General features: G+C 67.1%; 21 protein-coding genes. 15 read left to right on the forward strand and 6 right to left on the reverse strand.

What is annotated here, in order from left to right:
- Nucleotides 1-6 precede the first annotated feature (6 nt).
- The 3 genes from mdoH to JF542_RS09460 all read left to right on the forward strand — a co-directional run bounded on the left by mdoH (nt 7) and on the right by JF542_RS09460 (nt 4,120).
- Complete coding sequence (gene mdoH / locus JF542_RS09450; protein ID WP_207075662.1) at nt 7-1,794, forward strand: glucans biosynthesis glucosyltransferase MdoH; 1,788 nt, start codon at nt 7-9, stop codon at nt 1,792-1,794.
- Nucleotides 1,781-2,983, forward strand: a complete 1,203-nt coding sequence (locus JF542_RS09455; RefSeq protein ID WP_207075663.1) for an OpgC family protein — start codon at nt 1,781-1,783, stop codon at nt 2,981-2,983. The genes mdoH and JF542_RS09455 overlap by 14 nt, the downstream gene beginning before the upstream one ends.
- An 84-nt stretch (nt 2,984-3,067) precedes the next feature.
- Nucleotides 3,068-4,120: a 3-carboxy-cis,cis-muconate cycloisomerase gene (locus JF542_RS09460; protein WP_207075664.1), complete on the forward strand. Its 1,053-nt coding sequence runs from the start codon at nt 3,068-3,070 to the stop codon at nt 4,118-4,120.
- A gap of 115 nt (nt 4,121-4,235) precedes the next feature.
- On the opposite strand, the gene pobA is transcribed toward JF542_RS09460, so the two are convergent.
- Nucleotides 4,236-5,414, reverse strand: a complete 1,179-nt coding sequence (pobA, locus tag JF542_RS09465; protein WP_207075665.1) for a 4-hydroxybenzoate 3-monooxygenase — start codon at nt 5,412-5,414, stop codon at nt 4,236-4,238.
- A gap of 93 nt (nt 5,415-5,507) precedes the next feature.
- On the opposite strand from pobA, the gene JF542_RS09470 reads away from it, so the two are divergent.
- Nucleotides 5,508-6,371: a helix-turn-helix domain-containing protein gene (locus JF542_RS09470; protein ID WP_207075666.1), complete on the forward strand. Its 864-nt coding sequence runs from the start codon at nt 5,508-5,510 to the stop codon at nt 6,369-6,371.
- A 347-nt stretch (nt 6,372-6,718) separates the two neighbouring features.
- On the opposite strand, the gene JF542_RS09475 is transcribed toward JF542_RS09470, so the two are convergent.
- Genes JF542_RS09475 through pcaD form a run of 5 tightly spaced genes read right to left on the reverse strand, consistent with a single transcriptional unit; the run spans nt 6,719 to nt 10,202 of the window.
- On the reverse strand, nt 6,719-7,555 hold the full coding sequence (locus JF542_RS09475; RefSeq protein WP_207075667.1) for a 3-oxoadipate:acetyl-CoA acetyltransferase: 837 nt from the start codon (nt 7,553-7,555) through the stop codon (nt 6,719-6,721).
- A gap of 60 nt (nt 7,556-7,615) precedes the next feature.
- On the reverse strand, nt 7,616-8,308 hold the full coding sequence (locus JF542_RS09480; protein WP_207075668.1) for a protocatechuate 3,4-dioxygenase subunit alpha: 693 nt from the start codon (nt 8,306-8,308) through the stop codon (nt 7,616-7,618).
- 4 nt (nt 8,309-8,312) lie between these two features.
- The gene (gene pcaH, locus JF542_RS09485) at nt 8,313-9,038 is read right to left on the reverse strand and encodes a protocatechuate 3,4-dioxygenase subunit beta (RefSeq protein WP_007794732.1); all 726 of its coding nucleotides are present in this window, start codon (nt 9,036-9,038) and stop codon (nt 8,313-8,315) included.
- Complete coding sequence (gene pcaC / locus JF542_RS09490; RefSeq protein WP_007794729.1) at nt 9,035-9,421, reverse strand: 4-carboxymuconolactone decarboxylase; 387 nt, start codon at nt 9,419-9,421, stop codon at nt 9,035-9,037. Before pcaC ends, pcaH begins: the two co-directional genes overlap by 4 nt.
- Nucleotides 9,414-10,202 (reverse strand): 3-oxoadipate enol-lactonase, encoded by a 789-nt coding sequence (gene pcaD, locus JF542_RS09495; RefSeq protein WP_207075669.1) that lies wholly within the window; start codon nt 10,200-10,202, stop codon nt 9,414-9,416. The genes pcaC and pcaD overlap by 8 nt, the downstream gene beginning before the upstream one ends.
- A 185-nt stretch (nt 10,203-10,387) precedes the next feature.
- Between pcaD and pcaQ the strand changes: the two genes are divergently transcribed.
- From pcaQ to JF542_RS09550, 11 genes are all read left to right on the forward strand, one after another.
- The gene (gene pcaQ, locus JF542_RS09500; RefSeq protein ID WP_207075670.1) at nt 10,388-11,302 is read left to right on the forward strand and encodes a pca operon transcription factor PcaQ; all 915 of its coding nucleotides are present in this window, start codon (nt 10,388-10,390) and stop codon (nt 11,300-11,302) included.
- A gap of 148 nt (nt 11,303-11,450) precedes the next feature.
- Nucleotides 11,451-11,948 (forward strand): MarR family winged helix-turn-helix transcriptional regulator, encoded by a 498-nt coding sequence (locus JF542_RS09505; protein WP_040545169.1) that lies wholly within the window; start codon nt 11,451-11,453, stop codon nt 11,946-11,948.
- Between the two features lie 189 nt (nt 11,949-12,137).
- Nucleotides 12,138-12,614, forward strand: coding sequence for a MarR family winged helix-turn-helix transcriptional regulator (locus JF542_RS09510; RefSeq protein WP_007794771.1), 477 nt, complete (start codon nt 12,138-12,140; stop codon nt 12,612-12,614).
- Between the two features lie 48 nt (nt 12,615-12,662).
- Nucleotides 12,663-13,766, forward strand: a complete 1,104-nt coding sequence (locus JF542_RS09515) for a C4-dicarboxylate TRAP transporter substrate-binding protein (RefSeq protein ID WP_207075671.1) — start codon at nt 12,663-12,665, stop codon at nt 13,764-13,766.
- Nucleotides 13,767-13,843: 77 nt separating this feature from the next.
- Entirely contained in the window at nt 13,844-14,383 is a 540-nt protein-coding gene (locus tag JF542_RS09520) for a TRAP transporter small permease (protein WP_007794778.1), read from the forward strand.
- Entirely contained in the window at nt 14,383-15,663 is a 1,281-nt protein-coding gene (locus JF542_RS09525; RefSeq protein WP_007794781.1) for a TRAP transporter large permease, read from the forward strand. The genes JF542_RS09520 and JF542_RS09525 overlap by 1 nt, the downstream gene beginning before the upstream one ends.
- Nucleotides 15,664-15,674: 11 nt before the next feature.
- Nucleotides 15,675-16,442, forward strand: coding sequence for an SDR family NAD(P)-dependent oxidoreductase (locus JF542_RS09530; protein WP_207075672.1), 768 nt, complete (start codon nt 15,675-15,677; stop codon nt 16,440-16,442).
- Nucleotides 16,443-16,465: 23 nt separating this feature from the next.
- The gene (locus tag JF542_RS09535; RefSeq protein ID WP_207075673.1) at nt 16,466-17,233 is read left to right on the forward strand and encodes a crotonase/enoyl-CoA hydratase family protein; all 768 of its coding nucleotides are present in this window, start codon (nt 16,466-16,468) and stop codon (nt 17,231-17,233) included.
- 21 nt (nt 17,234-17,254) lie between these two features.
- On the forward strand, nt 17,255-19,129 hold the full coding sequence (locus tag JF542_RS09540) for a feruloyl-CoA synthase (RefSeq protein ID WP_207075674.1): 1,875 nt from the start codon (nt 17,255-17,257) through the stop codon (nt 19,127-19,129).
- Nucleotides 19,130-19,141: 12 nt separating this feature from the next.
- Complete coding sequence (locus tag JF542_RS09545) at nt 19,142-20,014, forward strand: 4-hydroxyphenyl-beta-ketoacyl-CoA hydrolase (RefSeq protein ID WP_007794793.1); 873 nt, start codon at nt 19,142-19,144, stop codon at nt 20,012-20,014.
- 1 nt (nt 20,015) lies between these two features.
- On the forward strand, nt 20,016-21,587 hold the full coding sequence (locus JF542_RS09550) for an acyl-CoA dehydrogenase family protein (RefSeq protein ID WP_207075675.1): 1,572 nt from the start codon (nt 20,016-20,018) through the stop codon (nt 21,585-21,587).
- Nucleotides 21,588-21,590 lie beyond the last annotated feature (3 nt).

Raw genomic sequence — 21,590 nt, forward strand, 5'->3', positions numbered from 1 at the left:
GACACGATGAAGAGAGCTGCCCCTGCCCCCGACGGCCGGACCGTCCGCGTGCGAACGCTTGCCGTTGCCAGCGCGCTGCTCCTGGCGTCTTTCGCCTCGGCGCTGATTGCCGAAGCCGGTGCCACCGACGGGTTCGACCTTCTGGACGGGCTGCGTACGCTGCTCATCTTCGTGACCACCGGCTGGCTGGCATGGGGCGCAATGCTCGCCCTGACCGGGCTGCCGCATGCGCGGCCTCGCAAGCGCGCCGAGATCGTCGGGGAGCAGCCGCCGACGGTCGTGCTTGTGCCGATTTGCAACGAGGATGCGGTGGCGACCTTCACCCGCATTCAGGCGATGCACGCCTCGGCCATCGACGCCGGGCTCAGCCTCGATATCGCGGTGCTTTCCGACACACAGAACCCCGACGCGGCTGCCGAGGAGGTCGCGGTCTTCGACCGTCTGCTCGCCGGGGAGAGCGGCCCCGGACAGATCTTCTACCGCCGCCGCACCGACAACAGCGGCCGCAAGGCTGGCAATATCGAGGATTTCATCCGTCGCTCCGGCGGTGCCTACGAATTCGCCGTCATCCTTGATGCCGACAGCCTGATGGAGGGCGAAACCCTCCGCGCGATGATCGCCGAGATGCAGGCCGATCCGAAGCTCGGCCTGTTCCAGACCCTGCCGCGCATCGTCGGCGGGCATTCCCTGTTTGGACGCGCCATGCAGTTCGCGGCGGCCTTTCACGGCCCGATCTTTACCCGCGGGCTCGAGCGGATGCAGGGAAGCACGGGACCGTTCTGGGGCCACAACGCCATCGTCCGCGTCCGCGCCTTCGCCGAGAGTTGTGCCCTGCCCGAGCTGACCGGCAAACCGCCCTTCGGCGGGCACATCCTCAGCCACGATTACGTCGAGGCGGCGCTTCTGGCCCGTGCCGGCTGGAGCGTGCGGGTCGACCACTCGCTCGACGGCTCCTTCGAGGAAGGGCCGGAGAACGTGCTCTCCTACGCCAAGCGCGACCGTCGCTGGTGTCAGGGCAACCTGCAGCACATCCGCCTTCTGACCGCCCCGGGCCTCGCATCCTGGAGCCGGTTCGTGTTCTTTCAGGGCATCCTGTCCTACGTGGTCTCGGTGCTCTGGGCGAGCTTCCTGCTGGTCTCGATCGCGGCCACCGTTCTGGCCCCCGCACCCGACTATTTCCCCGAGCCCAACCAGCTCTTCCCGGTGTTCCCGAGCGACCGCACCAAGGAGATCACCGCGCTGGCCATCGGCATCGTGGGCCTGTTGATCCTGCCCAAGCTCGCGATCCTGATCGACGCCGCGGCGACCGGGCGGGTCCGCGGCTTCGGCGGCACCGGCAAGGCGCTGGCCTCACTGGTGCTCGAGATCCTGCTCAGCTCGCTGATGGCGCCGGTGATGATGATGTACCAGCTGCGCGCGGTGATTCAGGTCTTCATGGGGCGCGACGGCGGCTGGCCCGCCAATGCCCGCGGCGAGGGGCTTCTGCATCTCGGCGAAGCGTTCAAGGCGAGCGCCTGGATCGTGGCGACCGGCGTGGTCGGTCTGGCGGCGGTCTACCTGCTCTCCGCCGATCTGGTGCCGTGGCTCCTGCCGGTCTGCGTGCCGATGATCCTCGCACCATTGCTCATCGCATGGACCTCGCGCCCGCTGACCCACGCGCTGTTCCGCGTGCCCGACGAGGCCGAGCCAGCTCCCGTGGTCGCCCGCTATCGCGCGCTGATGCGCCGCAATGCTCCCGCGCCGCACTCGCCCGACACGCCCCCGCCCGGAGTGACCGCAGATGTCGCGGCCTGAGCCAACCACGGCGCCCGCGCCGAGGCGCGAGCGCGACCCGCGCATCGATGCCTTCCGCGGACTCGCGCTGCTGATGATCTTCGTCGATCACGTGCCGGGCAATCCATACGAATACCTCACCATCCGCAACCTCGGCTTCTCGGATGCGGCCGAGGCGTTCTTCATCATGTCGGGGATCGCGGCGGGGCTGGCCTACTCCGGAAGCTTCGCCCGAAAGCCCTTTCTCACTGCCGCCGAACCGGTCTGGAAACGTGCCTGGACGCTTTACCTCGCGCATATCCTGCTGACCTTCTGGGGCATCGCCATCTTTGCCGTTGGCGCAGAGGTCTTCGGCCTGCCCGAATTGCTCGAAAAGAACAACCTCAGCGCCATTTTCGAGCGCCCCGGGGAGACCCTCGCGGCGCTGCCCGCGCTGCTGCATCAGATCGGCTACGTCAACATCCTGCCCGCCTACAGCGTGCTGCTTCTGGCGACCCCCTTTGCCGTAATGCTGGGTATGCGGCATCCTTGGGTGCTGGCAGGGCTCTCGGTCGGGCTTTGGTTCGTCACCGGGCTCTGGCGGCTGAACCTGCCCAACCACCCCAATCCCGGCGGCTGGTTCTTCAACCCCTTCGCGTGGCAGATCCTCTTCGTCGCAGGCCTGCTCACCGGCATTCACGCCCGCAAAGGCACCCGCTTCGTGCCGGTTTCGCGTACACTGTTCTGGCTCGCCCTCGGCTGGCTGGCGCTGGTGCTCGCATGGCGCTATGCGCCGGGGGTCGGCACCTTCCTCAACCACCAGATGGCCAAGCTTGGCGCCGCCGGGGTGCCCTTCCATTTCGTTTCGCATGACAAGACCTTCGTGGCGGTGCCCCGGATGCTGCACGCGCTGGCGCTGTTCTATGTGCTCTCCTGCCTGCCGCAGGTGCGCGCGCTCAGCGGTCTGCCCGCAGCGGCGCCGCTGCGACTTCTGGGCAAGCACGGTCTGCTCGTATTCTCGGTCGGCACGCTGACCTCGCTGGCGCTGCAGGTGCTGATGGCGGCGATGCTCGACCCCGAGCCGATGGCATGGCTCGTCCTGCCGGTGGGGCTTGCGATCATGCTTGGCGTTGCCTGGCTCGCCGAACGGCGCAAGCAGGGCGCGCGCAATGCCGCGACCGAGATCGTGCCGCAGATGCCACCCACCGCACCGATGCGCGTCAGAAGCTGATACCGAGAATTCGGTAGCGCTCCCATCCCTGTCATCCGCCCCGAAAAGCTGTAAACCGGGGCGGCACGACCGAGGAGCACGCCCATGACCAGCGCCGTTTTCGACCACCCCTGGCTCTCGGGGCTGTTCAACGATCCCGAGATGGCCGCGTTGCTTTCGCCCGAGCGGCAGATGGCGCAAATGCTCGCCTTCGAGGCGGCATGGTCGCGCGCCTGCGGCGCTGCCGGCCTGTTCGATCCCGAAATAGCCGCCGAGGCCGCGTCCGCAATCGAGAGCGCCAAGATCGACTTTGCCGACATTGCCGCCGGCATGGCGCAGGACGGCGTGCCTGTCCCGCGTCTGGTGAAACAGCTCAAGGCCGTCGCCCCGGCCGAGGCGGTGCACAAGGGCGCGACCTCGCAGGACGTGGTCGACACCGCGCTGGTCCTGTCATTGCGCGAGGCATCCAATCTGATCGACACGCGGCTTGCAGGGCTCGACGAGGCACTCACGGAGCTGGAGGCGCGCTTCGGGGATGCTCCGCTGATGGGCCGCACGCGGATGCAGGCCGCCACCGAGATCACCGTGCGCGACCGTCTTCTGGCCTGGCGCCTGCCGCTTTCGGGGCATCGCGAGCGCCTTGCCGCGCTGCGCCCGCAAGTCGAGCGGGTGCAGATCGGAGGGGCCTCGGGCGACCGCAAGGCGCTTGGCGACAAGGCTGACGCCGTGGTCACTGCTGTGGCGCAGGAACTGGGTCTCGCGTCGACGGACAAGGCCTGGCACGCCATGCGCGAAGGCATCGCGGGCTATGCCTCGTTCCTGTCTCTGGTGACGGGCACGCTCGGCAAGATCGGTGGCGACGTCGCCCTGATGGCGCAGCAGGGCGTCGAGGACATCGCGCTCTCGGGTGGCGGCGGGTCCTCGGCGATGCCGCATAAGCAGAACCCGGTGGCGGCGGAGCTTCTGGTCACGCTGGCGCGCTACAACGCCACACAGGTCAGCGCCATGCACCACGCCATGCTGCACGAACAGGAGCGCTCGGGCGTCGCGTGGACCTTGGAATGGATGGTGCTGCCGCAGATGGTGATGACAACCGCGCGCGCCCTGGCCGTGGCGCAGGATATCGCGGGCAAGGTGACCCGGCTCGGGGCGAGCTAAGACCAGCCAGGCAAGCGTCGCTGCGCCCGGCTTTGCCCCAAACACTTGCTCTGCCGAACGCAAACCCCGCCACGAGCCTCCTCGCGGCGGGGTTTGTTTTCACGTGTGACAGGGCTCAGAACGGCAGGCCGATGTAGTTCTCGGCCAGATCGCGCCGCGCCGTCTCGGAATGCGCGAGATGATCCAACGTCGCCTTGCGCATCTGCTCGGCAAAGGCATCCTCCCCGTCGAAACGGTGCAGCATCGTGGTCATCTGCCAGCTGAAACGCATCGCTTTCCAGATTCGCGCCAGCGCCTTCGACGAGTAGTCGTCGATTCCGCCGGTGCCCTTGCCGGTCACCGCCTCTGTCAGCGCGCTGTGCAGGTAGAACACGTCGGAGGCGGCGAGGTTGAGGCCCTTGGCACCGGTCGGCGGCACGATATGCGCCGAGTCGCCCACCAGGAACAGGTTGCCCCAGCGCAGCGGCTCGGAGACGAAGCTGCGCAGCGGCGCGATGGATTTCTCGATCGACGGGCCGGTGATCAGGCGGTTCGCGGCCTCCGAGGGGATGCGGCGGCTGAATTCGTCCCAGAAGCGCTGATCCGACCAGTCCTCGACCTTGTCCGACAGCGGCACCTGCACGTAGTAGCGCACGAGGTTCTCGTTGCGCATCGAGGCCAGCGCAAAGCCGTGCTTCGAGTTCGAGTAGATCAGCTCGTCATTGACCGGTGGCGTCTCCGACAGGATGCCAAGCCAGCCGAACGGGTAGACCCGCTCGAACTCGCGGCGCGTCTCCTCGGGGATGGTCTTGCGCGAGACGCCGTGGAAGCCGTCGCAACCGGCGACATAGAGGCATTCCAGCACCTTGCGCTCGCCCTCGTGGGTGAACTCGACCCGCGACTTGGACTGGTCGAGATCGTGGATCGACACGTCCGAGACCCCGTGCAGCACGGTCGTGCCCATGGCATCCTGCGCGTTGTAGAGATCGGCGGTCACCTCGGTCTGGCCATAGACCATGACCTGCTTTCCGGTGAGCTCCTTGAAATCGATATGCACCATGAGCTCGTCATCGGTCAGGTAGCAGCCGTCATGCGGGATGCCTTCCCTGTCCATGCGGGCATCCACCCCGGCGGCGCGCAGCAGCTCGACCGTGCCCCATTCCAGGATGCCGGCGCGGATGCGCGACAGCACGTGATCGCGGGTCGAGCGCTCGAGGATGACGGTCTCGACACCGGACTTGTTGAGCAGTTGCGACAGCAGCAGGCCAGAGGGGCCGCCGCCGATGATGGCGACTTGGGTCGTCAGGGTTGTCATGCGCGAAGTCCTCCCGTTTCCGTTGCCCGACACTAGCCCGCACGGGTCTCCACGCGAATGGACGGGAGCCTCATTAAATGGTACTATTCGCGCATGTCTCGGCCCGCACACATCCCCATTTTCAACCTCTTCGGAGAAACCACGGCGTTTCCGGATGTGGTGCATTGCGAGGCGGTGCTCGACCGTGCCGGGCTGCATGGTTGGGTGATCTCACCGCATCGGCACACCCAGATGGCGCAGGTCTTCCAGATCTCGTCAGGGGTCGCACAGGTCACGTTGGACGGGGTTGAGAGGCGGCTGGAACCGGGGCAGTATCTCTATATTGCGCCGCAAATCGTGCATGGCTTTGCGTTCAGCCGTGGCACCGAGGGGACCGTTCTCTCGATCCCTTCGCCGGTCGTGGCGCGCCTCGGACCAAAGACCCCGGCGCTGAGCGCCTGGCTCGGGGCCAGCCAGCACGGCGCTCTGTCGGAGGATGCTGGCGCGCTGCTCGCCTCGGTCGTTCAAGCCTACGCCGGAAATGGTAATTTTCGCGCCCAGAGACTGGTATCTCTCACCCACGCGTTGCTGGCGGCTCTCGCCGATGAAAGCACCGCGGAAACCCCTTCGCCCAAGGATCCGAACCGGCAAATGCAGCAGCTCGACGCGCTGATCACCGGGCATCTGGCCGAGGGCTGGAGCGCGCGGGATTATGCCTCGGCGCTGCATGTCACCACCGGGCATCTGAACCGGGTGGTGCGCGGTGCGGCGGGAATGAGCCTGACCGCCTATCTCGAGACCGCGGTGATGACCGAGGCCTGCCGCCTCATCGCCTTCACCCGGCTGCCGGTGGCCGAGGTCGGCTACCGGCTGGGCTATGCCGACCCGCCCTATTTCTCGCGCCGCTTCCGGCTGCGGATGGGCGAGACGCCCAGCGCCTACCGGGCGCGGGTCTCGGGGGAACGGGCGGCGGAGTAGGTTCCCCGCACCTATTCGCTGGGAGCGCGAATCCGCGCCATCGCCGGCCCGTGGGATGGCAAGCCCTTGCAATGAACCTCTCGATTTATCCTCGGCAAATCCGAAGAACCTCGACACTCAGCGCCGAGCGCAACCAAATCGCCAGCCCGGGGGGCGGGCGCCGACGCGCGGACTCAAGCCCGCAGGGCGCCACGCGAGCGCCGGACCGTCCCCGCGGTCTGGCGCTTTGGTGACATCCGCGTTTGCGGGTCGAGGTCCTTCGGATGGGGCAGCGAGAAAACAAGGGGCTCGAAGCACGGAGCGCCAAACCACGGTCCGGCGCTCGCGCGGCTTCAATCCGCCCCTACTCAGGCCACCAGCGGGAGGCCGAGGATCTCGCGCGCGGTCTGCCAATCGGCCACCGGGCGATCGTACTTGTCGCAGAGCTCGGCGGCGCGGGTGACAAGCGCGGCGTTTGAGGGCGCCAGCGTGTTGCGGTCGATGCGGACGTTGTCCTCGAGGCCGGTACGGGCGTGGCCACCCTGCGAGATCGCCCACTCGTTCAACACGATCTGGTTCGGGCCGATGCCGGCGGCGCACCACGCGGCCTCCTCGCCGAAGAGGCGCTTCACGGTCTGGATGTAGTAGTCGAACACCATGCGATCGACCGGCATGGCGTTCTTCACGCCCATGACGAACTGCACGTAGGGGCGCGCCGCGATCTGGCCCTTCTGCCACATCTCGTGGGCCTTGAGGATGTGGCTCAGGTCGAAGGCCTCGATCTCGGGCTTCACGCCATGCTCCACCATCTCCGAGGCCAGCCAATCGACAAGATCCGGCGGGTTCTCGTAGACGCGGGTCGGGAAGTTGTTGGAGCCCACCGACAGCGAGGCCATGTCGGGTTTCAGCGGCAGCATGCCTCCGCGTGCCTGCCCGGCGCCGGAACGGCCACCGGTGGAGAGCTGCACGATCATGCCGGGGCAGTGCTGCTTGAGACCCTCGAGCAGCTTGCCGAAGCGCTCGGGATCCGAGGTCGGCTTGCCCTCGTCGTCACGCACGTGGCAATGCGCGATGGTTGCGCCGGCCTCGAAGGCCTCCTGAGTGCTCTCGATCTGTTCCGATACGGTGATCGGCACCGCCGGGTTGTTGTCCTTGGTCGGCAGCGATCCGGTGATCGCAACGCAGATGATGCAGGGTTTCCCCATGGTCGTCCCTTTCAGAAAGCAAGCGCCGCCCATTGTGGGCGACGCCGGAAATCAGATGTCTCAGATGTCGAAGAAGACGGTCTCGCCCTCGCCCTGCAGGCGGATGTCGAAGCGGTAGACCACCTTGCCGTCGCGCTCGCTGCGCTTGGCGATCAACGTCGGACGGCGGTTGTGCCACTCGATGAGGTTCAGCACAGGGTCCTTGGCGTTGGCCTCTGCCTCGTCATCGAAATAGAGCCGCGTGTTGAGGCCGATATTGATGCCCCGCGCCACGATCCAGAGGTTGATATGCGGGGCCATGTCCTCGTGCCCCTCGTCGCCACGGCCAAGCCAGTCGTCGCCAGCATGGGCCGGCGGGTGCAGCGGACCGGTGCCCAGCGACTTGCGCGCCTTCACCGGGCCGGGCTTCACGGTGTCGAAGCCCCACTCGCCGGTTTCGAAATCGGTGATCACGCGGCCCCAGCCACGGAAGCCCTCTTCGACCTCGCCTTCGCTTTCGGGATGGGCATAGACGCCGTCCGCGTTGGCCTGCCAGGTCTCGATCAGCACGTCCTTCACCGGGTTTCCGGTGCCGTCGATGACAATGCCCTCGACGCGGATCCGCTCGCCCTTGGCGTTCGGGCCGGCGATGTCCCAGCCAAGCTCCTGACGGTAGATATCGAAGCCCGCGGCACCGGGCGCGAGGCCGATATGAACGTAGGGGCCGGCGGTCTGCGACGGGGTCTCTTTCAGGTAGTCGAGTTTCTGCACCATTGGATCAGTTCCCCTCCAGGCGGTTCTCGAACAGGGTCGAGCGGCGGCCGCGCAGCACGATGTCGAACTTGTAGGCGATCGAGTCGAGCGGCACGGTGGCGTTCAGATCGAGCGCCGCAACGAGGCTGTCGATGCCATCCTGCGTCGGGATCGTCTTGACGATCGGACACTTGGCGATCAGCGGGTCGCCCTCGAAGTAGCACTGGGTGATCAGGCGCTGCGAGAAGCTCGTGCCGAAGACCGACAGGTGGATATGCGCCGGGCGCCAGTTGTTGACCCAGTTGCGCCACGGGTAGGCACCGGGCTTCACCGTGCGGAAGAAGTAGTAGCCGTTCTCGTCTGTGATCGTGCGGCCGCAGCCGCCGAAATTCGGGTCGACCGGCGCGAGATAGGTGTCCTTCTTGTGACGGTAGCGCCCGCCCGCATTGGCCTGCCACGCCTCGACGAGGGTGTTCGGCACCGGGCGGCCGTTCTCGTCCAGCACCCGGCCGTGCATGATGATCCGCTCACCGATGGCGCTCTCGCCGTCCTTGGCGTAGTTGTGGATCAGGTCGTTGTCGATCGGGTCGATGTCATTGTGGCCGAAGACCGGGCCAGTGATTTCCGAGACCGACTGCTGCAGCGAGATCAGCGCGGCGCGCGGGCTGCGCATGACGCTGGTCTTGTAATCCGGCGTCAGCGCCGGCGGATGGCGCTCGCGGTCGCGCTGGTAGAATTCTGCTTGGCTCATGAATCCTCTCCCTGATCGAGCTCTGCCCAGGTCTGCTTGGCAAGTTTGATGGCGTGGTTGGCCTTGGGCACGCCGCAATAGACGGCGACGTGCTGGAAGGCCTCCATGATGTCGCTGCGCGACGCCCCGGTGCGGGTGGCGGCGCGGATGTGCATCGGGATTTCCTCGAAATTGCCCATCGCGGCGAGCAGCGCCAGCGTCAGCATCGAGCGCTCGCGCCGGGCGATGCCGTCGGACGCCCAGACCGTGCCCCAGGCGCTCTCGGTGATGAGGGTCTGGAACGGCAGGTCGTACTCGGTCTTGGCGGCTTCGGCACGGTCGACATGGGCATCGCCAAGTACGCTGCGCCGCACCGACATGCCGGTGTCGTAACGATCAGACATGTCCGATCTCCTTCAGGAAGCGGGTGAGAATTTCTGCATAGGCTTCGGGCTTCTCGGCGCAGGGCAGATGGCCGGTGCCGTCGATCACCTCGAAGCGGGCGCCGTCGATCAGGTCGACCGTGCCCTTGACCAGCTCGGGCGGGCTGGCGCCGTCATCCGCCCCCGCAATTCCCAGAACCGGCAGCGTCAGCTTGGCGGTGCTGGTGGCAAGATCGGTGCCGGCAATGGCGGCGCAGCAGCCGAGATAGCCCTCCTGCGGGGTGCGGCACATCATGTTGCGCCACGCCGGCAGGGCATCGGTCTGCAGAAAGGCCGGGGCGAACCAGCGCTGCATGACCGCGTCACCGATGGAGGCCAGCCCGTCCTCGCGGATCGCCTGCATCCGGGTCCGCCACATCGCCGCCTCGCCCATCTTGGCAGCGGTGTTCGACAGCACCAGCGCGCGCAGCAGCTCCGGGCGCTTGGCCGCGAGCCCCTGCCCGATCATGCCGCCGATCGACAGGCCGACAAAGACCGGGTTCTCGAGGCCCAGCGCGTCGATCAACGCCTCGGCATCGGCGACGAGCGTGTCCATCTCGTAGGGCGCCTCGGGGCAGCCGCTGAGGCCGTGGCCGCGCAGGTCGAAGCGGATCAGCCGCAGCCCCTTGGGCAGCAGCGGCAACAGGTCGTCCCAGAGCCGCAGATCGGTGCCGAGCGAATTGGCGAACACCACCGGCCGGCCCTCGGGGTCGCCATCCTCGCGCCAATGCAGATCGATCCCGTTCACATGAAGGCTGCGCATCGCGGCGGCTCTCCTTGGTGATTGCACGCGGCGGGCATGCCCGGCGGCGTGTCTCTGGCTCCCATATGCAGGCCGCGTTCCGAAGAAAGGCCGGCCTGCCCCTCGTCCCGAGTCTTCACATGCGCCGAATTGAAAGTAAAATGAGATCGAGGCCGCTTAACTTAACCAAAAAGGCAAGTAATGCCATGATCGACCGCCGCATCAAGTTCCGGCACATCCAGAGCTTCGTCGAGATCGTGCGCCAGCGCAGCCTCAAGCGTGCCGCCGAGACGCTGTTCGTCACCCAGCCGGCGATCTCAAAGACCCTGAAGGAGCTCGAGGACATCCTCGGTACGCCAGTGTTGACCCGCAGCCGCGCCGGAATCGCCCTGACCCGGCAGGGCGAGGTCTTCCTGCATTTCGCCGAACGCAGCCTAGTGACGCTGCAACAGGGGTTCGACGAGATCGAGCAGCTCGGGCGCGGCGGCGGCACCGCCTTCACAGTGGGCGCGCTGCCCAGCGTCGCGGCGCGGCTGATGCCACAGGTCACGCATGAATTCTTCGAGCGCGTCCCGGAGGTGACGCTGCGCATCATCGATGGCCCGCATGGCTACCTGATCGACCTGCTTCGACGCGGCCAGATCGACGTGGTGATCGGACGGCTCGGGCCGCCCGAGACGATGCAGGGGATCTCCTTCACACAGCTCTACAACGAGCATCTCGATTTCGTCGTGCGCCCCGGCCACCCGCTGCTCGAGGCGCCCGACATCCGCCGCATCGCCGAGTGGCCGGTGATCTATCCGCCAGAGGGCGCGGCGATCCGGGCGCTGGTCGAGCGCCTCCTGATCGCTCAAGGCGTAGGCGTGCCGCCGCGGCGTCTCGAGACCGTCTCGGGGGCCTTCGGGCGCAACTACGTGCCGAGTTCCGACGCGATCTGGATCATCTCGGCCGGGGTGGTCGCCAAGGAGGTGCAGGAAGGGCGGCTGGCCCGCCTGCCCTTCGACACCGCCATGTCGATCGGGCCGGTGGGGCTGGTCACCCGCCCCGAGACCACGCCGCCGCCCGCCGAAGAGATCTTCCGCCTTGCGGTAACTGCCGCCATCGAGACGCTGGGGATCTGAGCCCGCCCGGCACAGGCCCGCGCGCCGGAAAGGCGACCTGTTGCGAGGCTGCTTCGGGCAAAAGGTAAGCATACTTATATCTTTACCCGCCGTGGCCTTGGATGACATAGTGTCCAGACCCGTTCCGCAGCCGCTCCGGTGCCCCATGATGACAGACCTCTACGACCTGCCCGGCCACCTGATCCGCCGCATGCACCAGATCTCGGTCTCGGCCTTCGCCGCCGAGACCAAGGCCGCCGGCTTCGATCTGACACCGATGCAGTTCGCGGCGCTCTGCATGCTCGAGGAAAACCCCGGCATCGAACAGGCGACGCTGGCGGGGCTGGTTGCCATCGACCGCGCCACCATCGGCGGCGTCGTGGCGCGGCTGGAAGCCCGCGGGCTGCTCGAGCGCAGCGTCAGCCGCACCGACCGCCGGGCCCGGGTCCTGACCCTGACCGAGACGGGCGCGGCTCTTCTGCGCGATGTGCGCCCGGTGGTGCGCCGCGCCCAAGAGGTGATGCTGAAGCAGCTCGGCCCCGGCGAACGCGACACGCTGGTCACGTTGCTCTCGAAGGTCACCACCGCCGAGAACGATCTCAGCCGTGCCCCGCTACGCCCCGCCGAGGGCGCAGCCACGAGCGGAAAGCCCTCGCAGAACGGCTGAGCACAAGACCTGCGGAGGTCACATCGCCGCGCCGCGGCATCCCAGAATTCAGCTCGAAGTCAGAAGCTTGGCCTATTTCACGTAGGCCGGATCACGGTCGCTTTCTGCATCGCAGCTAGTTATGTTGGATAATAGTTATTGACCATAACTACTTTTGTTCGCATCCTTGCAAGCAAGAGGAGATTCGACATGCCGCCCAGCAAGCCCAGCACCACCAACGCCACGACAGCGCCTGTTGACGAAGGCGCGGTGCGCGGCCTGATGGGCTACAATGTCAAGCGCGCCTACATCGTGCTGCACTCCGCCGCGCAGCAGGCCGCGGCCGCGTTCGACCTGCGCATTCCCACTTTCAGCTGCCTGTCGGTGATCGTGCGAAATCCGGGCATCACCCCCTCGGCACTGGCCGAGCTGCTGAAGATCGAGCGCTCCAACCTCGTCGTCATGGTCGATGAGCTCGAGACCCGCGAGCTGGTCAGCCGCACCCAGATGAAGACCGATCGCCGCCGCTTCGAGCTGAAGGCGACGGTGCGCGGGCGCCGCCTTCACGACAAGGCCGCCGAGGCCATCGCCGCCGCCGAGGCCGCGTGCCTGACCGCATTGCAAGACGACGAACAGCAGCTGCTGCTGGCGCTGCTGAACCGCATCGAAGGTTCAATGGCCGACTAGGCCGGACATTCCGCCCGGAGGGATTGGGCGGATTCAAGGGAGGAAGACATGACCATCAGAATGACCGCACTGGCCGTTGCCGGTGCCCTCATGGCGAGCACCACGCTGGCGCAGGCCGACACCATCCGCGCCACCAGCGGCTTCGGCCCGGCGCACGTGCTGGCCACCGTGGTGTATCCCGAAATCGGCACCCGCCTCGAAGAGTTTACCGATGGCGGCTGGGACCTGCAGGACACCCCCTCGGGCCTCGTGGCGCCCAACGAGATGAGCTCGGGCCTGCGCGACGGCGTCACCGAGATGGGCACGCTCTTGATGCCCTATTTCCCGGCGGAGTTCCCCGACGCGGCACTGCCGTCGGAGCTGTCGATCCTCGGCTCCAACAACCTGGTGATCTCGTCTGCCGTGACCGAGTACATCGCCACCTGCGACGACTGCCAGGCCGAGTTCACCCAGAACGGCCAGGTCTATCTCGGCACCGACGCGACCCCGCCCTACAACCTGCTCACCACCTCGCCGGTGCGCAGCACTGAGGACCTGCAGGGCATGCGCATCCGTACCGGTGCGCCGCTCTATGCGGGGTTCGTGCAGGCGATGGGCGGCGAGCCGACCCAGCTGCCGTCGTCGGAGCTGTTCGAGGGCCTGAGCCAGGGCGTCATCGACGGCACCTTCAGCGCCAACCACGAGATCATCGCCAACCGTCTCGGCGACGTCATCAGCTACGTGACCGAGATCGAGGAAGGTGTGTTCAACGGCGCCGCAGCCGGCGGCGTGAGCGGCCTGCTCTGGATGCGGATGTCTGGAGAGGATCGCCAGGCGCTGGCCCGCGCGACCCAGTACGGCATCGCCAAGGGCCTCGTCGGCTTCCTCGAAGATGCCGAGAAGGCCCGCGAGGTCGAGGGCATCGAGTTCATCGCTCCCGATGATACCCTGCTCGCCGCCAAGGAAGCCTACAACGAAGAGCGCCTCGCCGCCGCCGCCGACATCCTGACCGAGCGCGGCGTCGAGGACGCGCAGGCCAAGATCGACCGCTACAAGGCGCTGATCGAAAAGTGGGAAGGGCTCGTTTCCACCGACATGAGCTACGAGGATCTCGCCGAGCTGCGCTACGAAGAGATCTTCTCCAAGATCGACCTCAACAACTACGGCTCCTGACCGGGCTGGCGCGCCCTGCCCCGAGGCCGGGCGCGCACCTCATCACTCCCCCCACACATATTCCGTCGGAGAGGGTCATGTACCTCATCGAGAAATGGATCGGCCGGATCAGCGCCGTACTGGCGTCGCTCGTCCTGCTGGCAATGATGCTGCAGATCGTCATCGACGTCTTCATGCGCACCTTCCTGGGCTCGGGCTTCCCGGCCACCGCCGATCTCGTCAGCCGCTACTACATGGTCGCGATCAGTTTCCTGCCGCTCGCCATGACCGAAATCCGCCGCCGCCATATCGAGGCGACGATCTTCACCGACAATCTCACGGGCCGGCCGCGCCAGGTCATCGCCTTCCTGGGCTTCGCCATCGCGCTCGCCGCCTTCGTGCCGATGACCTGGGGCACGGCGCAGAACGCGCTGCGCCAGACCGACCGGGGCGCCTATGTCGAGGTCGGCACCACCGTGTTCCAGACCTGGCCCACCTACTGGATCCTGCCGATCTCGTTCGGGCTGATGTCGCTGGTGCTGGTGCTGCGCCTCATCGAGGTCGCCACCGGCAAGTTCGAACTGCGCGCCCATGACCCGCTCGACGAACTGCAGGCCACGCATAAGGAGACAAACTGATGGATCCGATCACCGTCGGCCTTCTGGCCCTCGTCGGGCTGCTGGGTCTCATCGCGCTGCGCGTGCCGATCGGCGTCAGCCTGATCTTCGTGTCGTTCCTCGGCATCTGCGGCATCGCCGGCCTGCGCCCCGCCATGAGCATGCTGTCCAACATTCCCTACACCTCCTCGGCAAGCTGGACGCTGAGCTCGATTCCGATGTTCCTGCTGATGGGCTACATCGCCTACCACTCGGGCCTCACCAAGGGCCTGTTCGAGGCCGCTAGGGTCTGGTGGAGCTGGCTGCCCGGCGGGCTCGCCATCGCCTCGCTGGCCGGCGCCAGCGGCTTCGCCGCGGTCTCCGGCTCGTCCGTCGCTTGCTCCGCCGCCATCGGCCGCATCGCCATCCCCGAGATGAAGCGCAACAATTACGACCTGCGCGTCGCCACCGGCTCGGTCGCCGCAGGCGGGACCATCGGCGCGCTGATCCCGCCCTCGATCATCCTGATCCTGTTCGGCATCCAGTCAAACAGCTCGATCAACGCGCTGTTCATGGGCGGCATCTTCCTCGGCCTCGCCTCACTGCTGTTCTACATCATGGCGGTGCTCTTCGTCTGGTGGCGCAAGCCCGAGCGGCTGCCCATGGTCGAGCCCTACACGATGGGCGACCGTTGGAAGAAGACGCTCGAGATCTGGCCGGTGCTGCTGCTGATCTGCGCCGTGCTCGGCGGTCTCTTCGGCGGCATCTTCACCGCCACCGAGGCCGGGGCCTTCGGCGCCTTCATGGCCCTGGCGCTGGGACTTCTGCGCCGCTCGCTGAGCTGGGCCGATTTCAAGGAAAGCCTCGTCGACACCATCCTCGCTTCGGGCGCGCTGTTCATCATCGCCATCGGTGCAGGGCTCTTCACCCGCCTCGTGGCGATGTCGGGGCTCTCGCGGGAAGTGGGGATGCTGGTCGAGGCGATGGGCCTCGGCACCACCGGGCTGCTGCTGATCATCGTGCTGATCTACATCGCGCTCGGCATGTTCCTCGAGCCGATCGGCGCGTTGCTGCTGACCCTGCCGCTGTTCCTGCCCCTGACCACCGCGCATGGCATCGACACCATCTGGTTCGGCCTGCTGGTCGCCAAGCTGCTCGAGATCGGGATGATCACGCCACCGGTCGGGCTCAACGTCTTCGTCATCCACTCTGTGGCGCGGGACTACGTCAAGCTCGAGCAGATCTTCGCCGGCATCCTGCCGTTTCTCGCCGCCGACATCGCGCTTGTCGCAGCCATGCTGCTGACCCGCGGCCTGTTCTGAGGAGCCTCCCAATGGACATCAACAACACCATCGCGCTGGTCACCGGCGGCGGCAGCGGCCTCGGCGCCGCCACCGCCCGGCGGCTGGCAAAGGCGGGGGCCCGCGTCGTCGTCATGGACCTGAGCCTCGAAGCCGCCAAGGCCGTCGCGGCCGAGATCGGCGGGCTTGGCCTCGCGGCCGACGTCTCCGACGCGGCCTCGGTCGAGGCCGGCTTCGCCCGCTGCAAGGACGAGCTGGGCAGCGCACCGCGCATCGTGGTGAGCTGCGCCGGGATCGGCACCGCGTCGCGCATCCTCCCGCGCGACGGGGCGCTGACCGTCGACCTGTTCGAGCGCACCCTCCGGGTGAACCTGCTGGGCACCTACACGGTGCTCAACATCGCCGCCCGCGAGATGGCTGCGCTCGAACCGGTCGACGATGACGGCGCTCGCGGCGTCATCGTCAACACTGCCTCGGTGGCCTATCAGGACGGCCAGATCGGCCAGGCCGCTTATGCCGCCTCCAAGGGCGGTGTGGCTTCACTGACCCTGCCGGCCGCGCGCGAGCTGGCGCGCTTCGGCATCCGGGTGATGACCGTCGCCCCGGGCCTCTTCGAGACCGCCATGAGCGCCGGGCTGCCGCCCGAAGCCAAGGCCTCGCTCGAGGCCGGCCTGCCCTTCCCGTCGCGGATGGGCAAACCCGAAGAATACGCGATGCTGGTGCAGCAGATCGTCGAGAACCCCCTTCTGAACGGCGAGGTCATCCGCATCGACAGCGCCGTCCGCCTTGCCCCCAAATGAACGCCCAAGTGAGGACTGACACCATGAAAGGCACCTATACCGAAGCCTCCTACGACGGGCAGATCGCCGAGCTCGAACTGATCCGCGAGGACAAGCGCAACGCCATGTCCGACGGGCTGCTGGCCGAGATCGAGGAGTTCTACAACACTCTGCCGAAAGAGGTCCGCGTGGTCGTGCTGCACGGTCGCGGCGGTCACTACTGCTCCGGGCTCGATCTGGCCGAGCACGTGTCGCGCAGCGCCGAGGACGGCGTCTACCACTCGCGCAACTGGCACCGTGTGCTCGACATGATCCAGTATGGCGGCGTCATCACCGTCAGCGCCATGACCGGCGCGGTGATCGGCGGCGGGCTCGAGATGGCCACCGCCACCCATGTGCGCATTGCCGAGCCGTCGGTGATCTTCCAGCTGCCGGAAGGCCGTCGCGGCATCTTCGTGGGCGGTGGCGCCACGGTGCGCGTGGGCCGCATCCTCGGCCCCGACCGGATGGTCGAGATGATGCTCACCGGGCGCAAGTACAACGCCGACGAGGGCCTGCAGCTCGGCCTCACCCATTACAGTGTCGGCGAGGGCGAGGCCCTGCCGATGGCGCGCAAGCTGGCCGCCAAGATCGCCGCCAACGCGCCGATGTCGAACTACTTCATGGTCAACGCCCTGACCCGCATCGGCGACATGTCGCGCTCGGACGGGCTCTTTACCGAGAGCCTCGCGGCGGCGCTGGTGCAGACCACGCCGGACGCCGAGGAGGGCCTGCGCGCCTTCCTCGAAAAGCGCAACCCGGTCTTCCGCTGAGAACGCGGGGAGGAGGAGCCAATGAACACCCACGTCATCGAACGCGCCCCAAAGGACCCGACCGCCCGGGCCGACTGGGCCCGCCGCCACACCCTGACCCGCTTTGTTCCGCACAAGGTGATCCGCGAGGACCGCGCCGACGGCAGCATCCTGCTGCGCTCGGGCTACGACCTGCCCGAGCCGGTCGCCAATACCGGCGTCTGGCTGCATGAATGGGCCGAGAAGGCACCCTACCGGGTCGCCGTCTCAGAGCGCCCCGTCGAGGGGCCGGGCTGGCGCAACATCACCTATCTCGAGCTGCTGCAGCAGGTCCGCGCCATCGCCTCGGCGCTGCTGGCCCGCGGCCTTGGCGAGGGCGACACCATCGCCATGATGTCGGGCAACGGGCTCGACCACCTGCTGCTGTCCCTCGCGGCGCAGTATATCGGCCTGCCGGTGGTGCCGCTGGCCGAGCAGTATTCGCTGATCACCGAAGCCCATGGCCGGCTGATCTACGTGCTCGACAAGGTGACCCCCAAGATGGCCTTCGTCGATGACGCCACCCGTTACGCGGCGGCGCTGGCGCTGCCGCAGCTTGCCGATGTGGAGATCGTTGCCGCGCGTGGCGAGGCCGGGCGCCCGGTCACCCCCATGTCCGAACTTGTGCATACCGAGGAGAGCCCCGAGCTCGACGCCGCCCATGCCAAGGTCGGCCCGGACACGCTGGCCAAGATCCTCTTCACCTCCGGGTCGAGCTCGGATCCCAAGGGCGTGCTCACCACGCACCGGATGATGTGCGTGAACCAGGTGCAGATGGAGGTGGCCCTGCCCTTCCTGAAGGACCACGCACCGCGCATCACCGACTGGCTGCCGTGGAACCACGTGTTCGGCGGCTCGCACAACGTCAACATGATGCTGAGCCACGGCGGCACGCTGACCATCGACAGCGGCAAGCCCACCGGGCGCGGCTTTGCCACCACGCTGAAGAACCGAACCGACCGCCCCGGCACGCTGGCCTTCAACGTGCCGGTGGGCTGGAACATGCTGGTCGACGCCATCAAGGACGATCCCGCCACGCAGGAACACCTGTTCAAGGACCAGCAGCTGCTGTTCTACGCCGGCGCCTCGCTGCCGCAGGACGTCTGGGAGGCGCTCGAGCAGTTCTGCCTGCGCGCCCGTGGCGGCCTGCCGATGATGATCTCGAGCTGGGGCCTGACCGAGACCGCGCCGGCCTGCGTCATGGTGCACGAGCCGATCGGACGCTCGGGCGTCATCGGCGTGCCGCTGCCGGCGGTCGAGCTCAAGCTGATCCCCGACGCGGACATGCGCTGCGAGATCCGGGTCAAGGGCCCCAACATCATGCCGGGCTATTACGGCGACCCAGAGAAAACCGCGCAAGCGTTCGACGAGGAGGGCTTCTTCATCACCGGCGACGCGGTGCGCTTCGTCGATCCCGAGGACGAGAACCGTGGCCTGGTCTTCGATGGCCGCGTGTCCGAGGATTTCAAGCTCGACACCGGCACCTGGGTACAGGCCGGCAACCTGCGCATGACCGCGCTCAAGGAGCTGGCAGGGCTGGCGCAGGACGTGGTGATCTGCGGCCATGACCGCGGCGAGGTGGGGCTGTTCATCTTCCCCGCGCCCGGTGCGGCAGAGCCCGGAGAGGTCACCGAGGGCGCGGTCACCGACACCCATCTGATGACCCAGATCGAGGTCAAGCTGCGCGAGATGAACGCCCATGTCACCGGCTCGGCCAAGCGCATCACCCGGGCCATCGTTCTCGCCGAGCCGCCTTCGCTGGAGCACCACGAGATCACCGACAAGGGGTCTCTCAACATCAAGAAGATCCTGACCCGCCGGGCCGACCTGCTCGAGCGGCTCTACGACAACGAAGACCCGGCGCTGATCCGCGTCTGAGGAGGACTGACCATGATCGATTTCGAAAAGGTCCGCGCGATCGACTTCCACACCCATGCCGAGGAGGCCTGCGGCTGTCACACCGATGATGGCTACGACGAGCTTCAGTCGACGATGGCCAAGTATTTCGGCGCACCCTGGGCGCATCCGCCGACCATCGACGAGACCGCCGCGCATTACCGCGAGAAGAACATCGCCGCGGTGATCTTCCCGGTCGATAGCGAACGCGAGACCGGCTACCGGCGCTACAACAATTACGAGGTCGCCGAGGCCTGCGCCAAGAACGCCGACATCCTGATCCCGTTTGCCTCGATCGACCCGGCCAAGGGCAAGCTCGGCGCCCGAGAGGCACGCGACCTGGTGGAAAACCACGGCATCAAGGGGTTCAAGTTCCACCCCACGATGCAGGGTTTCTACCCCAACGACCGCATGGCCTACCCGCTTTACGAGGCCATCGCCGAGGCCGGCGTGCCGGCGCTGTTCCACACCGGCCAGACCGGCGTCGGATCGGGGATGCGCGGCGGCAACGGCATGCGGCTCAAGTACTCGAACCCGATGTACATGGACGATCTCGCCGTCGACTTCCCCGACATGCCGATCATCCTCGCGCACCCCTCCTTCCCCTGGCAGGAAGAGGCGCTCTCGGTCGCGCAGCACAAGCCCAACGTCTATATCGACCTGAGCGGCTGGTCGCCGAAGTACTTCCCCAAGATCCTCGTGCAATACGCCAACACGATCCTGAAGAAGAAGATGCTCTTCGGCTCCGACTGGCCGATGATCGCGCCCGAGAAGTGGCTGAACGCCTTCGACAAGGCCGAGTTCCGCGACGAGGTCCGCCCGATGATCCTCAAGGACAACGCCATGCGGCTCCTGGGGGTGTCGTGACATGACCACGTTCCACGCCCCCACCGACGACATCCTGTTCTCGCTGCGCCACGTCGCCCGCGCCGACCGCCTGCCCGACTGGGACGACGAGCTGGCCAGCGAGATCACCGGCCATTTCGCCGCCTTCGCCGAGGGCCGCATCGCACCGCTCGACGCGCCCGGCGACGAACAGGGCTGCCGGCTCGAGAACGGCCGCGTCCGGATGCCCGACGGCTTTGCCGAGGTCTATGCCGAGCTCTCCGAGGGCGGCTGGCAGGGCATCGCGGCGCCCGAGGAGTTCGGCGGCATGGGGCTGGGCGGGCCGGTGCTGGCGGCGGTGAGCGAGATCTTCACCGGCGCCAACCATTCGCTGCAGATGGTCACCTCGCTGGCCCATGGCGCGATCTCGCTGCTGATGCGCTTCGGCTCCGAGGCGCAAAAAGAGGCGTATATCCCGAAGCTCGCCTCGGGCGAGTGGCTCTCGACCATGTGCCTGACCGAGCCGGGCGCCGGCTCCGACCTGTCGGCGATCCGCACCAAGGCCACGCGCGACGGCGAGAGCTGGCGCATCGAGGGCGAGAAGATCTTCATCTCCGGCGGCGATCAGGACATGACCGACAACATCCTGCACCTCGTGCTCGCCCGCACCGGCGCGCCCGAGGACGGGATCCGCGGGCTCAGCCTGTTTGCCTGCCCGGCGATCCGCGAAGATGGGGTGCGCAACGCCGTCACCGTGACCCGGATCGAGGAAAAGCTCGGCCTGCACGCCTCGCCGACCTGCCAGCTCGCCTTCGACGGCGCGCAGGGGGAACTCGTTGGCGCCGAGGGCGCAGGGCTCAAGGCGATGTTCGCGATGATGAACCACGCCCGACTCGACGTGGGCCTGCAGGGCGTCGCCCACGCCGCCCGCGCGGCGGACCTCGCCTTGCATTACGCCGCCGAGCGCAAGCAGGGCCGTGGCGCCGATGGGAACGTGGCGAGCATCGACCAGCACCCCGACGTGGCACGCATGATCGACGAATGCGACGCGCTGGCACTTGGTGGCCGGGCGCTCTGCCACATCACGCTGGTGGCGCAAGAGCTCGGCACCGAGCCCGACTTCGTCGAGTTCATGACCCCCGTGTGCAAGTATTTCTGCACCGAGGCCGGCAGCCGTGCCGCCGACCTCGCGATCCAGGTGATGGGCGGCTACGGCTACCTGCGCGAATACGGCGCCGAGCAGAACTGGCGCGACAACCGCATCTGCGCCATCTACGAAGGCACCAACGGCATCCACGCCCGCACCACCGCCACCCGCTCGCTGACGCTCAACGACGGGGCCGGGGCACGCGCCTTTGCCGCCTTCCTGCGCGACAGCGACCCCGCGCTCGAGGAGGGCGCAGGGCAGTGGGAGGCCGAAGCACAGCGCATCTCCGGCGGCGGCCATGCCGCACGCGATGCCCATCGCTTCATGGAACTGACCTGCGATCTCGCCTACCGCGCCGCATGGGGCCGGCTGAAGAGCGCTGCCGAGCAGGCCCCGGACAGCAGTCGGCTGCAGCGGCTTGCCGCAAGCGTCCTTGGCGAGCTCGGCGACCTGCGCGCTGCCGGCTGATCG

This window comes from Salipiger bermudensis (assembly GCF_017309175.1).
GTDB lineage: Bacteria > Pseudomonadota > Alphaproteobacteria > Rhodobacterales > Rhodobacteraceae > Salipiger > Salipiger bermudensis.

What these genes read in the sequence shown, in the direction of transcription:
- JF542_RS09540 (WP_207075674.1), top strand. Translation starts at nt 17,255, where the DNA reads ATGAACACCCACGTCATCGAACGCGCCCCAAAGGACCCGACCGCCCGG.
- pcaC (WP_007794729.1), bottom strand. Translation starts at nt 9,421, where the DNA reads ATGTCTGATCGTTACGACACCGGCATGTCGGTGCGGCGCAGCGTACTT.
- JF542_RS09475 (WP_207075667.1), bottom strand. Translation starts at nt 7,555, where the DNA reads ATGGGGAAACCCTGCATCATCTGCGTTGCGATCACCGGATCGCTGCCG.
- JF542_RS09550 (WP_207075675.1), top strand. Translation starts at nt 20,016, where the DNA reads ATGACCACGTTCCACGCCCCCACCGACGACATCCTGTTCTCGCTGCGC.
- pcaQ (WP_207075670.1), top strand. Translation starts at nt 10,388, where the DNA reads ATGATCGACCGCCGCATCAAGTTCCGGCACATCCAGAGCTTCGTCGAG.
- pobA (WP_207075665.1), bottom strand. Translation starts at nt 5,414, where the DNA reads ATGACAACCCTGACGACCCAAGTCGCCATCATCGGCGGCGGCCCCTCT.
- JF542_RS09545 (WP_007794793.1), top strand. Translation starts at nt 19,142, where the DNA reads ATGATCGATTTCGAAAAGGTCCGCGCGATCGACTTCCACACCCATGCC.
- JF542_RS09470 (WP_207075666.1), top strand. Translation starts at nt 5,508, where the DNA reads ATGTCTCGGCCCGCACACATCCCCATTTTCAACCTCTTCGGAGAAACC.
- mdoH (WP_207075662.1), top strand. Translation starts at nt 7, where the DNA reads ATGAAGAGAGCTGCCCCTGCCCCCGACGGCCGGACCGTCCGCGTGCGA.
- JF542_RS09515 (WP_207075671.1), top strand. Translation starts at nt 12,663, where the DNA reads ATGACCATCAGAATGACCGCACTGGCCGTTGCCGGTGCCCTCATGGCG.
- JF542_RS09460 (WP_207075664.1), top strand. Translation starts at nt 3,068, where the DNA reads ATGACCAGCGCCGTTTTCGACCACCCCTGGCTCTCGGGGCTGTTCAAC.
- JF542_RS09525 (WP_007794781.1), top strand. Translation starts at nt 14,383, where the DNA reads ATGGATCCGATCACCGTCGGCCTTCTGGCCCTCGTCGGGCTGCTGGGT.
- JF542_RS09455 (WP_207075663.1), top strand. Translation starts at nt 1,781, where the DNA reads ATGTCGCGGCCTGAGCCAACCACGGCGCCCGCGCCGAGGCGCGAGCGC.
- JF542_RS09510 (WP_007794771.1), top strand. Translation starts at nt 12,138, where the DNA reads ATGCCGCCCAGCAAGCCCAGCACCACCAACGCCACGACAGCGCCTGTT.
- JF542_RS09520 (WP_007794778.1), top strand. Translation starts at nt 13,844, where the DNA reads ATGTACCTCATCGAGAAATGGATCGGCCGGATCAGCGCCGTACTGGCG.
- JF542_RS09535 (WP_207075673.1), top strand. Translation starts at nt 16,466, where the DNA reads ATGAAAGGCACCTATACCGAAGCCTCCTACGACGGGCAGATCGCCGAG.
- JF542_RS09505 (WP_040545169.1), top strand. Translation starts at nt 11,451, where the DNA reads ATGACAGACCTCTACGACCTGCCCGGCCACCTGATCCGCCGCATGCAC.
- pcaH (WP_007794732.1), bottom strand. Translation starts at nt 9,038, where the DNA reads ATGAGCCAAGCAGAATTCTACCAGCGCGACCGCGAGCGCCATCCGCCG.
- pcaD (WP_207075669.1), bottom strand. Translation starts at nt 10,202, where the DNA reads ATGCGCAGCCTTCATGTGAACGGGATCGATCTGCATTGGCGCGAGGAT.
- JF542_RS09530 (WP_207075672.1), top strand. Translation starts at nt 15,675, where the DNA reads ATGGACATCAACAACACCATCGCGCTGGTCACCGGCGGCGGCAGCGGC.
- JF542_RS09480 (WP_207075668.1), bottom strand. Translation starts at nt 8,308, where the DNA reads ATGGTGCAGAAACTCGACTACCTGAAAGAGACCCCGTCGCAGACCGCC.